Source organism: Bacteroidota bacterium (genome assembly GCA_016699695.1).
Taxonomy (GTDB): Bacteria; Bacteroidota; Bacteroidia; order Bacteroidales; family UBA10428; genus UBA10428.
The window spans coordinates 1,973,794-1,987,121 of the sequence record CP065006.1; the positions used below are offsets into that span (position 1 = coordinate 1,973,794).

Sequence of the window (13,328 nt, forward strand, 5' to 3'; positions counted from 1 at the left end):
TCACTTCAAAAATACAACTTGTTGCGGAAATAGTGTTTATTTTCTTCCCAATTCAGGAAAGTCCTTTTCCTATATGAGAGTTACAAACTGAACTCCTGGACTTATATCTGAAAGTTTTAAATTGAAGAAATTTTATATTTGTTTCAAACATATTTCTTGTCCTGTGAAAAATTTAACTCTAACTTCACGCACTTAAAAATCAGCATTATGATGGTCAATTTTGTTCAGTGGGATGTGAAGCCCCAGATTCTTCAATTCGAAAGCTTTGAATTGCGCTGGTATAGCCTTCTTTTCGCAATGGGTTTTATTGTGGGCTATTACATTATGCAACGCTTTTTTAAACGCGAAGGAATTAAGCTCGAATTGCTCGACAAACTTACCTTTTATATTATAATAGCTACCATTTTGGGTGCTCGTTTTGGTCATTGTGTTTTTTACGAACCCGATATTTACCTGAGAAATCCTCTGAAAATATTTTTACCCTTCGAGGGCCGTATCGGACACGATTTCAGGTTTACTGGTTTTCAGGGACTTGCCAGTCATGGAGGTGCCATTGGTATTTTAATAGGTCTATGGTTATTTTCTCGAAAGTTTAAGGTGAATTACCTTTGGATCCTCGACCGAATTGCCATTGTGACCGCCTTGGCTGGTGCGTTTATTCGTTTGGGAAACTTGTTTAATTCCGAAATTTATGGGGTACAAACCAGCCTGCCCTGGGGTTTCCGCTTTATGCGCGAAATGCTCTATCCACCCTATCCCACAGCCGAACAGATAGTACCCAAACACCCCACTCAGATTTATGAGGCTTTAGCTTACCTGTTAATTTTTGTTTTTCTGATGGTGCAGTACGAAAGGCGCTACAAAGTATTAAAGAATGGATATTTCATTGGCATGTTGCTGATACTTGTTTTTTCTGCACGCTTTTTTATTGAGTTTGTAAAAGAAGCGCAGGAATCGTTCGAAGAAGGCATGAAGTTAAATATGGGCCAGATACTCAGCATACCTTTTGTGGCAGCAGGTGTTTATTTGCTGTGGCGAAAGCCTAAACCCACCGAAGGGAAATAAGACTTCTCCCAGATACTTTGGTGAAGAAGCTCTTAATGTTTTCATTCTAAAAATAAAAAAGACTTTAAAAAGAGAAGGCTGTCTGCCCCAAAGGAGCAGTACAGCCTTCCAACCAAACCCTCAGCCAGGGCTGTCTTACATTTTATTAAAGCGTATGGTTTCCGATTTTCCTTCACTTTCGATTTGAAGAATATACATTCCTGAGCGAAGTGTTTCCAGACCAATACTCATAGCACTATTATTTGCATTTTGAGTTTTTGTAATTAATTCTACTTTAACAGATTTACAATTTTGAATATGAGTAATTTATATCACGCTGTCGTTTTAAATGCCGGTCATAAATTCTATCAATCATTTGTTCTTCGGTCATCTGTTTATAAAGTTTAAAAGTGATAAATTCTTTAATATCACGAGCCGATAGTAAAGGTAAATCATCAAAGCAATGCAATTTTTCTTTTAAAATAAATGACGAGACCAAAAAGTTTAATGCAACCTGGTGTTGCCATGCAAGCCATTTTCGTGTCTGAAACTGGTCTAGCCCGAGTATCTGTTTTGATTCTTTTATGCAATGTTCTACAAAGTACCGTTGTGCTTGCATATAGGCTATAGCTTTCTTAGTGTATTGTTCAAGATTAGCATTGGTAAAAGAATATTTTATTTCGTCCTTGCCTTCTTTGGTTTTCGTTTTACGGATAACCAGTAACCTTTGCTCTACTTGCATTTTACTGTTATTGATTATCCAAAGCTTTATAAAATGATAGTCAGCTACAAGAACTCCTTTGGCTGTATTACGAACACTAATACGCTGCCAATTTTCGTCATTTAAAGTCTGTAAATATTTTGATACACTTAATTCGTCTGTAGTTGCTTTTAATTTCTTGGGTTCACGACCCTTATTGCTTTTTCGCTCGGGAATAGCCAAGTCAGGACGTTCCAAATATATTTTTTGGTCTTTATGGATATCCAGCATGTACAGATAACCAAGCAAATCTATGCTGCTGGCAAAATCCACATCGTTACCATAATAACCATCGCCTCCAATAAAATCGAAGATGATGCCATTGGTTACTTGCTGGCGAATAATTTCTAATGCCAGTTCGAGCTTAGTTTTAAATGTTCGGTGCTTTACAGGAACGCCTGCTTTTTCGCATCTTGTCTTGTCGTCACACCAAGCCTTGGGAAGGTATAGTCGGGCATCAACCATTGATGCAAAATCCCCATTACTTAAACAAGCAAATACCGCAACCTGACTATTTGATAGTTTCCCTACATTCCCACAATATTGATGTCCAACGCCTACGCTATGGTCGCCTTTTTTTACCCAACCACTTTCATCAATAATCAATCCTGTAAGTTTTCTTTTGGGTAAAACCTGGCTTACTTCCTGGGCTACTTGATTTATCAAAACTCGATGATCCCAGTTAGACTCAGTTATAAAGTGCTGCATTTGATGGTAGTTAGCTCCCAAATCTTCGCTTATTCTTTCAATATTGCGCATCTGACTTTGTATTATTCCTAATGAATATTGCTGTGCTTTGTCAAAGAACTTCTTTGTTGAATTACAAAATACATGCTGATAATCATTAAGGTGAACACTAACTCGCTCTATTACAGAGGTCAGTGTTTTCCATATCGATTATTATTTTTACGTTGTATTAAACATTTTTCGGAACGATAAGCCTGTTTTTCTGTGCATTGAAGATACTGAATTTCCTTGAAATATCAATGTTTACAAGGGTTTTGTTTAATCTGTTAAAGTAGAATTAAAGTCTGTCCGGTAATTCCTACTACTTTTACTGTTACAAATCCCTGGTATTCCGAATCAAATTCAACAGTAAGTTCTTTACTTGCCGGATTTGGATATACCATTGAGCTTAATGCATTTCCTGAAGGTGTATTTACACTGGTGTAATTCGATACAGGCAATTCAACCAGGTCGCCACCAGCGGCCAATGCCACCCACAATCCAAATGCTGCACCATTGCTGTTATTGGCAGGGGTCAGGAATCCTGAAGCTACTACTGTAATTGCAGCACCATCGAGTCCAAGTGTTTCAAGTGGAGCATCGTAACGCTGAATCTTTGTAGTGCCAGCCTCATCGCGCAATTCAATCACGTAATCAGCAGTGGGCAGTTCAAGGTAGCCGGCAAAGGTTCCATAAGCCAGATTGTTTACCAATTCGCCAGGTCCTGTGGCTTCGTATATGTCCACAACAGGAGCATCTGTCGAACCGTGGAATACAAGCAGGTCGGTGTTAGCTGCTTCTGAAGCTTCTTCTCGTGCAGTGGCATGCACATAAATATCGAAGGCTTGGGCAGGGCTATAACCTGTAGCACTTACAATGCCATTGGCTACCAGCACATAGTTGGCATTCCAGTCGAGTGTAGTAGTCAAATTATAAATACTTTCCGAAGCTGAAGTACTTGAAGCTGGAGCTATGTCGATGCTGATTTCTGAGTTGGCAGGTGCATCGATAAAGGAACTCGCAGTTCTGAAAGCAAAGTTATCGATCAGCAAACCGCCATTCAGGTACACATCCACTTCTGCTGCAGCAGCATCGGCTGAGTTATGAATTACTTGTACACGGGCAGTGAAGGTTTCGTCGTTAAAGAATACGGTTGCCAGCACAGTGTCTCCCATAATCTCAACAGTTCTGTTCGCTCCACCACTTGGGAATTCCGATTTGTCATCATCCCATGAGTTATTGATGCGGTATTTATATTCATGCACCACATCGGTAGCCAAAGGAAGAGTTACTGAATAGATATTGTCGACACCTTTATCCAAGCCGGTGTAGTTTGTAGCCCATTCGTTAAAACTTCCTGCAATATCTACTGAGTCGGTCATAGGATCGAACCTTTCTGTAGCCGCCCAGTAGCTCATATCTACACTAAAGGTAGCATAAGCAGTTTCTGAAGCAGAAGGTAGTTCAACAACAGCTCCTCCAGCAGTGGCAGCAAATAAACCAAATGCTGGACCATCACTGTTATTCGAAGGGGTGAGGAAACCTGAAGCAAATACTACTATGCCTTGGCCATTTAAGCTGAGATTGGCTAATGGAGCAAGATAAGTGGCTACTGTGGTTGCACCTGTTTCATCTCTGATATCTATGGTATAGTCTGCAGTAGGTAACATCAGATAGCCAGCAAAATCGCCATAAGCTATATTATCTACAATTGTTCCGGCACCGGCACGTGTTTCAACCACATCAACGGCAGGAGCATCGGTAGCACCATGATATACCAATACTGCTGTAGTATCGCCCATGGCTGTTTCCATACCCATATCGTACACATTGATAGCAAATGGAGTAGCAGGACTATAACCAGTTCCGCTTACAATACCTGACGCCATTAAAACATAGCTATTTCTAGGATCCAAAGTAGCAGTGAGGTTGTAAATGCTTTCGCTAGCCGAAGTACTTGAAGCAGGAGCAATATCGATGCTTATTTCTGTATTGGCAGGTGCATTGATAAAGGGTGATGCATTTCTGAAAGCAAAGTTGTTGAGCAAAAGAGCATCATTCAGGTAAACATCTACCGAATCAGCAGCAGCATCGGCTGAGTTATGAATTACCTGCACTCTTGCAGTCGATTTTGGCAAAGCTACCAGATTACCACCAGTAGGTAGTGCTACATAAAGGCCAAAAGCAGGTCCATCGCTGTTGTTGGCAGGGTTCAGGAAACCTGAGGCCACTACTACAGCTGCAGCACCATCAAGGCCTAAGGTAGCCAGGGGAGCGTTGTAGGCAGCTACATTCACTGTACCTGAAGCGTCGCGCACTTGCAGATAATAGTCGGCAGTGGGTAGTTCAAGGTAACCGGCAAAGTTTCCATAAGCCAGATCGTTGGCGAGGTTAGCAGGGCCAGTAGCTTCAAAAACATCTACTGTGGGTGCATCAGTCGAGCCGTGGTAGACAAGCAGATCGGTATTTGCACTATTGGAAGCCTCTTCACGGCCCATGGCATACACATCGATATCAAAAGCTGTAGCAGGGCTATAACCTGAAGCGCTTACAATACCCGAAGCAACAAGTACATAGGTATCCTGCGGATCTAAAGTGGTAGTTAAGTTATAAATGCTTTCAGCTGATGAGGCACTTCCCTTAGGGGCTATATCAATGCTTATTTCGGTATTAGCCGGTGCATCGATAAACGAACTGGCTGTTCTGAAAGCGAAATTGTCGATCAATAATCCATCGTTCAGATAAACGTCAACACTGTCAGCAGCAGCATCGGCTGAGTTGTGAATTACCTGCACACGGGTGGTAGTTTGGGGCAGTGCCACCAATTCACCACCTGAAGGAAGTGCTACATAAAGGCCGAAGGCAGGTCCATCGCTGTTGTTGGCAAGGTTCAGGAAACCTGAGGCTACCACTACGGCTGCAGCACCATCAAGGCCTAAGGTAGCCAGGGGAGCGTTGTAGGCAGCTACGTTTACAGTACCTGAAGCGTCGCGCACTTGTAAATAATAATCGGCAGTAGGCAGTTCGAGGTAACCGGCAAAACTTCCATAAGCTAAATCATTAACCAGATTAGCAGGACCGGTAGCTTCATAAACATCTACTGTGGGAGCATCGGTAGCGCCATGAAATACAAGTAAGTCTGTGTTGGCACTGTTTGAAGCCGACTCACGACCCATAGCGTTTACATAAATATTAAATGCAGTGGCAGGGCTATAACCGCTGGCACTCACAATACCATTCGCAACCAGAATGTATTTTTCTCCGGCTGAAAGAGTAGTAGTGAGATTGTAAATGCTTTCTGTGGCCGAGGAGCTTGTTTTAGGAGCGATGTCAATACTAATTGGGCTGCCGGCTGGGGCATCGATAAACGACGTGGCATTTCTAAATGCAAAATTGTCGAGTAATAAAGTGTTGTTGAGGTACACATCCACCGAATCGGCGGCAGCATCGGCAGAGTTATGGATAACCTGCACTCTTGCTGTTTGAGCAAATGCACTACCAATTACCAGCAGTGATGTTGCCATTATAAGAGTAAACTTTTTCATAATTTAAAAGTATTTATGGTTCGAGGTAGAAACAGGACTTGATTCAAAAGGTTAAACAAAAAATACAAAAAGATTAAACAAAAGTAAATTATACGACTTCTATTTTAAATATTAATTGTTTCTAAATCATTATTAATTAATGCAATAGTATTCAGTTTGAAAAATAGATTCTAAATAGTTATTTCGATTATAAAATGCACTTTATCAATAAGCCAAACAATTACCCCTTTTCGTTTAAAGGATTAACTTTACCTGCGGAATCAATTCAACTTATGGATAAGCAAGAAGTGACTATGCTACAGATAAAGGATTCGCTCATTAGCCTGGATGTGGTGGAAAGAAAATTTTGCTGCGATTTGGCGAAATGTAAAGGAGCATGCTGCATCGAAGGAGATTCCGGTGCACCCTTGACCGAAGAGGAAACAGGCATTCTGGAGAGGGAATATCAGCATATCAGACCGTTTATGCGTGCCGAATGTGTGGAAGCAGTGCAGGAGCAGGGTACCTGGGTGACCGACCACGAAAACGATAAGGTTACACCTTTAATAAATGGTAAGGAATGTGTCTATGTATTTTTTGAAAAGGACATTGCCAAGTGCGCCATCGAGAAAGCGTATTTCGAAGGGAAAACATTTTTTAGAAAACCTGTATCGTGCCATTTGTACCCGATACGGCTGAAAAAGTATGCAAGCTTCGAAGCGGTGAATTTTCATGAGTGGGGTATTTGCAAACCTGCGCGCGCTTTGGGTGCGCTACAGGACCTTCATGTTTACCGCTTTTTACAGGAACCTCTTATACGCCACTACGGAAAGGACTGGTATGATGAACTGGAGATGGCAGCAGATTCTTTGTTAAATCCGAAACTCTGAAAAACTTGAACTACTCAGGCTTTCGCTTGTTTACTCAATAGCGATAATACTTTTCTGCCTTATCATAGAATGTAATTCAATTTAAGCAGTTCACTCAATGGAAAATCACTCGCACGGGCATCATCATCACCATAGCCATTCGTCACATCACCACAATGACTTAAAGGAGAACAGGCTTTTATGGGCCACCTTGCTTAATTTGTTTATTACTGTGATTGAGATTGTCGGTGGTCTTTTATCCAATAGCCTTGCTCTTTTATCCGATGCCGTGCACAACCTGGGCGATACGTTGGCTATTATGCTGGCCTGGGTTGCCAACCGTATTGGCAAACGTTCGGCTAACTACCGCAAGACGTTTGGCTACAGGCGCATCGAAATACTGACAGCCTTTTTTAATGCAGCAATTCTTTTGGTGATTATTGCTTTTCTGATACGTGAATCCATTCTGAGATTTCAAAACCCCGAACCAATCAAGGGACTGCTTATGTTTGTTGTTGCTACTGCAGGGCTTGTGGCAAACGTGATCGCTATGCTTCTTCTTAAAGGCGATTCAGGAAAAAACATCAACATGCGTGCTGCCTACCTGCACTTGCTTGGCGATACTTTTTCCTCAGCCCTTGTTATTGTGGGTTCGGTATTGATCTATTTTTTCGAAGTATACTGGATCGACCCCTTGCTTACGATTCTCATTGGGCTTTATATTGTAAAAGAAACCTTTTCTATAATCCGGCAGTCTTTCAATATTCTGATGCAAGCCTCACCTGCCAATATCAGTCTCGAAGAGGTAAAGAAACAGCTTGAAAATCTGGAAGGAATTGACAACATACATCATGCCCATCTTTGGAACCTGAGCGACAGCCAAACACATTTCGAATGCCATATCGATGTTACTTCCGACATAAAAGTTAGCGAGACCAGCCTTTTAAAGCAGAAAATTGAACGCTTGCTAAGAAAGGAATTTCATATTACCCATGTAACCCTTCAATTCGAATACAATTGTTGCAGCGAAAAACAGCTGATTCACGACGAAAAAAAGTAGACAATGGAATTTTTAAAAGAATATTGGAACGAGCTCGTTGCCCTTACTCTTGATATGGGCCCCTGGTTGTTGTTTGGTTTTCTGATTGCAGGTGTGCTGCATGTATTCTTCCCTGAAGGAAAAATGAATCGGCTTCTTGGAAAATCGAACATGAAATCGGTTTTACGTGCCGCCCTCATTGGCATACCATTGCCTTTATGCTCCTGCGGGGTAATACCAACAGGAATATCCATCCATAAAAATGGAGCTTCGAAGGGTGCCGCCGTGTCGTTTCTAATCTCCACCCCGCAAACAGGAGTAGATTCCATTCTGGTAACCTATTCCTTATTGGGCTTGCCTTTTGCCATTGTGCGCCCGATAGTAGCTTTTTTTACGGGCATTATGGGTGGGTATCTTACCAACCGCGCAGAAAATCGCTCCGAAGCTCCTTCGAAAGCAGCAGAAATACCAGTGCCCCGAGACAAAAGTATACATCCGCTTGTGGCAATTTTTAAGTATGCCTTTGTCGATTTTCTTCAGGATATTGCCAAATGGCTGGTGATTGGACTTCTGGTAGCAGCCCTGATTGCAGTTTTTGTTCCAGACGATTTTTTTGCTTCTTACCTGCACCACGATTTTCTGGGCATGCTGATTATTTTGGTTGTGTCGATACCTATTTATGTCTGCGCAACCAGCTCGGTACCTATTGCGGCCGTGCTTATTTTAAAAGGTCTTTCACCCGGTGCAGCCCTTGTGTTTCTCATGGCAGGACCGGCTACCAATGCAGCCACCATTTCGGTAATCGGTAAAGCAATGGGAAAAAGAACACTCATCATCTACCTCTTTACTATCATTTCTGGTGCACTTTTGTCGGGGCTATTTATCGATTATTTTCTTCCACGTGAGTGGTTTGTATCAGGGCTTAATGCCCATCACCACCATGAGCATGGTTTGTTGCCTCCTTTTGTTCACCTTGCTTCCGGAATACTTATGACTGCATTGATTGCCAATGTTTTTCTTTTAAAATGGATGAAGAAAATGAAAAAGACGGAACCTCAATTTACCCTCGACAAGCCTGATATCAGGGTATTTGTGCGAGGAATGAACTGCAACCACTGTAAAAATACGGTGGAAACAAATCTGCTTAAACTCGAAGGCATTGATGCCGTAAAGGTGAATCTGGATACTGAAACCGTATTACTGGAAGGCAGAAATGTGGATTTGCTCAAAGTGAAATCGACAGTAGAAAGTCTGGGATACAAATTCGAATCCTGATTTGTCATGAATAGTCTTATAAATTCGGCAAATTGTAAAAACTGATATCTGTTAGTTTTCAGCGTTACGATTTGATCTACTTTTACTTTTCCTGTTTTCTAAGGAATAGACCTATTTTTAGCACACATTATTAAATATAAGATCAATAATTAACGGAAAAATCAAAGCAATGAAAATGAAAAACTACACCCCGATTTTGTCCCTTCTGTTTCTTTTCGTCCTTCAGCTTAGTTTGTTCGCACAAACTGAACGATCTGCCATTGACGATAAGTACAAATGGGATCTTAGTCCGATTTTTACCAGCGACCAAGAATGGATGGAAGCCAAAGAAAAAATGATGGTTGAACTGCCAAAAATCGAAAGCTTTAAAGGCACGATTACCCAATCGGCTGCTAATTTATTAGCTTGTTTAGAGTACAATACCAACCTGAACAAAGAAGCCGTAAAACTCTACATTTATGCCAGCATGAACGCCGACCTTGATACGCGCGATATGAAATATGCCGGCATGGAAAAAGAATTGCAACAGCTTTTTTCTGAGTTTTCCTCAAAGGGAGCCTATATCAATCCAGAAATTCTTACCTCTGAGTGGAGCGTGATAGAAGGCTTTATCAAGAACGAACCCAAACTGAAAGTGTACGAAAAAGGATTGAAAGACCTCTTCGATCAGCAAAAGCATACATTGAGCGAACCCGAAGAACGTATCCTCGCCTTGTCAGGAATGGCCACAGGAACCGGAGCTTCGGTTTATTCTACCTTTAGCAATGCCGAAATGCCAGCACCGGAAGTGACCCTCAGCAATGGCGAAACAGTAAAACTTAATTCTTCTACCTATGGTAAATATCGCGCTACTCCAGTACGTGCCGACCGCGAATTGGTATTTACCGAATTCTGGAACAACTACAAAAACTTCGAAGCTACTTTTGGCGAAATGCTTTACGGACAGGTGAAAGCCTCGCTTTACCGCTCAAAAGCACGCAATTACGAGTCAACCCTCGAGGCAGCCCTCTCACCCAACTACATTCCGGTGGAAGTGTATTATTCGTTGGTAGAAAATGTAAACAAAAACCTGCCTGCTTTTCATCGTTACCTGCAAATTAAAAAGCGCATGATGGGTCTCGATACTTTGAAATACCTCGATTTATATGCTCCTGCAGTATCAGGCGTTGATTTGAAATATTCTTATGACGAGGCTCAGAAATTGATTCTAGAGTCCCTTAAACCTCTGGGCGAAGAATATACCAGCACTGTAAAAAAAGCATTTGACGAGCGTTGGATTGATGTATATCCAACACCCGGAAAACGTTCAGGCGCCTATTCGAATGGTGCTTTTTACGATGGTCATCCTTATATTTTGTTAAACTATACCGATTTATACGAAGATGTAAGCACTGTGGCACACGAACTGGGGCATACCATGCAAAGTTATTTTTCGAATAAATCCCAACCATATCCACTTGCCGATTATACCATTTTTGTAGCCGAGGTGGCATCGACTTTTAACGAGGTATTGCTATTCGAGCACATGATGAAAACCATTGACAACGATGAGGTTAAACTCTCCCTATTGATGGAACGCCTCGATGGATTTAAAGGAACACTATTCCGTCAGACACAATTTGCCGAATTTGAACTGAAAATGCACCAGGCAGCGCAGGAAGGAAAAGCTCTTACCGGCGATGTGTTATCGGGAATGTATTCCGATATTGTAAACAGATACTATGGCCATGCAGAAGGTGTGTGTAAGGTAGACGATTACATCAGCATGGAATGGGCCTATATACCTCATTTTTACTACAACTTCTATGTCTATCAGTACAGCACTTCTTTTGTAGCATCAAATACTTTGGCCGAAAGAGTTTTGCGTCAGGAGCCGGGAGCCATTGATGCCTATATAGCTTTCTTAAGCTCTGGTGGTTCAGATTATCCAATTAACCAGTTAAAAAGCGCCGGTGTAGATATGACCAGTTCCGAAGCTTTTGATAAAACCATTGAAGCCATGAATCGTGTCATGGACGAGATTGAGAAAATACTCGATAAAAAAGGTATCTAATACTTTGGTCATTAATTAAAAATCCCTTACCCGGGTGTTTGCCAGGGTAAGGGATTTTCTGTTTCGTTTTTTAAAACAAGTGTAGAAAAGTCTATAAAAAATAAATAGACTGAATATTCCGGGTTTCGATTTTTTGCTCGTATACCTTTTGGTTTAGTGGATTGATTAATTGAATGCTGATTTGGTTGAACATATCTCCTGAACTGTAGCATGACTGACTAATATCGGCTTCTTTTAGTTCTACCGTTATTCCATCTTTGCGGTAAAAGGTAATGGTTGCTTTTTCGTTGCCTACAGAAGGTGCTGGTTCTGCCACGAAACCGGTAAAATCAATTTTTTTAAAATCCTGATAGGTTTTGATCTCGGTGGGTGTATCCATGTATTTTCCACGAATCAATACATAACTATCAACAAATTGTGCATTGCCACACGATAGTTGCCCAAGGTGCTTGGCTACAATCTCTTCGCCCGATTTAAGAATAATCTTTACGGGCACATCGGTTTGCTGGGCTAATAAAGCCTGCGAAAAGGCAAAAAGCAAGGCAATAAATATAGTTTTCATGGTATTCTATTTAGTTCGTTTTGTGTTTTTGGTCTGACTAAATTATAAATTTTTATCTGGCTTTTACTATTTGAAACTTTCTTAAGGAAAGGTTTATTGCCTCAATCGCTGCTCAATGATCTCTTTTATCTCAACAGGCAATGCAGCCAGGCGCCTTGAAGCATAATCGAAGAAACACATACCTGTTTTTATTTTGGCTACCGACTTCCCTTCTGCCGAACGAAAGTGATAGTATAAATTAAATCCCCTTTGCGACAAATCGTTTAAGGAAATCTCGATTGTAAGGGATTCTCCCCGGAAGACCTCAGCCATAAACTGAATCCCGGCGTCGATCATGATAAGGCCATATCCTTCAAAATCCATTTCGCTCCAGCTAAAATTTTGCAGCATTTGTAAACGGGCTTCGTGTGCCAGTCGAAGGTAGGCATCGTTGGCCAAATGGCCGCCATAGTTAATGTCCCCAATTTGTATGCGAATTTGGGTTTTGAAATGAAAGTCTTCCGGTATCGGAATTTTTATTCTGTCCACAATCGAAATATTTCGCTGGTTTCCATTCCTGGCTGCAGATGAAATGCATGAAGCCCTGCTTTTACTGCACCATTCACATGTTGTTCGGAGTCATCGATAAACAGCGTTTCCTCTTTAATCAAGCCATTCTCCTTCACTACCAAATCAAAAATAGCTGTATGGGGTTTGCGCATACCTACTCTATGTGAGAGATAAACCTTTTCAAAGAGCGAAAAAAACTCAAAGCCAAGTGCAGCATTCAAACCCTCCATCAGCTGGTCCTCATGGATCTGGTTGGTGTTACTCAGCAGAAATATCCGGTATTTTTTCCGCAAAGCCTTCAAGGTTTCTATTCTGTGCGATGGTATATCCAGCAACATGGCTCCCCAGGCAGCATCCATTTGCTGGTCGGTAATAAAATCTCCAAATTCCTCGCGGATACCTTTTCTAAAGGCATCGGGACTAATGGCTCCTGTTTCAAGTTGGTCGAAAAGTTCTCGCTGCTGCGCCTGAGCAAAATGCTGATCGAAGTTGTCAACACCTAAAGCCTTGAAGGCATTTACGGTGGCTTGGTAATCGATGTTAATGAGCACCCCACCCCAATCGAATACAATGTTTTTAATTTTTTGTGGGCTAAGTTCTGCCGGATCGGTTATTTTCACTTTTTGTTTCTTTGGTGCAAAGGTAAAACTGCCAGCGTAAAATGCCAAATCGCTATAGTAAAACATACTGACCAGAAAAAAAACTAAAATGGAGAATTATTGCAAATTACTTGGCAATTGTTTAATATTGCACCCGCTTTTAGCCAAGCTTCAAAACGGATTGTGTAACCAGACACTGTCAGTGAATTGATTAAAACGGATAGCAAAAGAGATTAAGCAAAAAATATTGGTCCCATAGCTCAGCTGGTTAGAGCATCTGACTCATAATCAGAGGGTCGCTGGATCGTGCCCAGCTGGGACCACTCGA

The 13,328-nt window shown here is 41.5% G+C and carries 11 protein-coding genes and 1 tRNA gene; 6 read left to right on the plus strand and 6 right to left on the minus strand.

Annotated elements, in window-relative coordinates; genetic code table 11:
- Positions 1-207: 207 nt before the first annotated feature.
- Positions 208-1,065: a prolipoprotein diacylglyceryl transferase gene (gene lgt, locus IPM71_08415; protein ID QQS52742.1), complete on the plus strand. Its 858-nt coding sequence runs from the start codon at positions 208-210 to the stop codon at positions 1,063-1,065.
- 135 nt (positions 1,066-1,200) lie between these two features.
- Here lgt and IPM71_08420 read toward each other — a convergent pair whose 3' ends face one another.
- The 3 genes from IPM71_08420 to IPM71_08430 all read right to left on the minus strand — a co-directional run bounded on the left by IPM71_08420 (position 1,201) and on the right by IPM71_08430 (position 6,075).
- Positions 1,201-1,296, minus strand: a complete 96-nt coding sequence (locus IPM71_08420; protein ID QQS52743.1) for a T9SS type A sorting domain-containing protein — start codon at positions 1,294-1,296, stop codon at positions 1,201-1,203.
- A 52-nt stretch (positions 1,297-1,348) separates the two neighbouring features.
- Positions 1,349-2,563, minus strand: a complete 1,215-nt coding sequence (locus tag IPM71_08425; GenBank protein QQS52801.1) for an IS701 family transposase — start codon at positions 2,561-2,563, stop codon at positions 1,349-1,351.
- Between the two features lie 254 nt (positions 2,564-2,817).
- Entirely contained in the window at positions 2,818-6,075 is a 3,258-nt protein-coding gene (locus IPM71_08430) for a DUF4397 domain-containing protein (GenBank protein ID QQS52744.1), read from the minus strand.
- A 293-nt stretch (positions 6,076-6,368) separates the two neighbouring features.
- Here IPM71_08430 and IPM71_08435 point away from each other — a divergent pair, with 293 nt between their 5' ends.
- The 4 genes from IPM71_08435 to pepF all read left to right on the plus strand — a co-directional run bounded on the left by IPM71_08435 (position 6,369) and on the right by pepF (position 11,290).
- Positions 6,369-6,944, plus strand: coding sequence for a DUF3109 family protein (locus IPM71_08435; GenBank protein ID QQS52802.1), 576 nt, complete (start codon positions 6,369-6,371; stop codon positions 6,942-6,944).
- 97 nt (positions 6,945-7,041) lie between these two features.
- Positions 7,042-7,983: a cation transporter gene (locus IPM71_08440; protein QQS52745.1), complete on the plus strand. Its 942-nt coding sequence runs from the start codon at positions 7,042-7,044 to the stop codon at positions 7,981-7,983.
- Positions 7,984-7,986: 3 nt separating this feature from the next.
- A complete protein-coding gene (locus tag IPM71_08445; protein ID QQS52746.1) occupies positions 7,987-9,237 on the plus strand; it encodes a permease in 1,251 nt (416 codons plus the stop codon).
- Positions 9,238-9,412: 175 nt separating this feature from the next.
- Complete coding sequence (gene pepF, locus IPM71_08450) at positions 9,413-11,290, plus strand: oligoendopeptidase F (protein ID QQS52747.1); 1,878 nt, start codon at positions 9,413-9,415, stop codon at positions 11,288-11,290.
- 91 nt (positions 11,291-11,381) lie between these two features.
- On the opposite strand, the gene IPM71_08455 is transcribed toward pepF, so the two are convergent.
- The 3 genes from IPM71_08455 to IPM71_08465 form a co-directional block, all read right to left on the minus strand.
- Positions 11,382-11,852: a hypothetical protein gene (locus tag IPM71_08455; protein ID QQS49651.1), complete on the minus strand. Its 471-nt coding sequence runs from the start codon at positions 11,850-11,852 to the stop codon at positions 11,382-11,384.
- A gap of 93 nt (positions 11,853-11,945) precedes the next feature.
- Complete coding sequence (locus IPM71_08460) at positions 11,946-12,380, minus strand: thioesterase family protein (GenBank protein QQS49652.1); 435 nt, start codon at positions 12,378-12,380, stop codon at positions 11,946-11,948.
- Positions 12,368-13,021 carry an HAD family phosphatase gene (locus IPM71_08465; protein QQS49653.1) on the minus strand — a complete coding sequence of 218 codons (654 nt, stop codon included), beginning with the start codon at positions 13,019-13,021 and terminating at the stop codon, positions 12,368-12,370. Before IPM71_08465 ends, IPM71_08460 begins: the two co-directional genes overlap by 13 nt.
- 228 nt (positions 13,022-13,249) lie before the next feature.
- On the opposite strand from IPM71_08465, the gene IPM71_08470 reads away from it, so the two are divergent.
- Positions 13,250-13,323 (plus strand) — tRNA-Ile (locus tag IPM71_08470).
- Positions 13,324-13,328 lie beyond the last annotated feature (5 nt).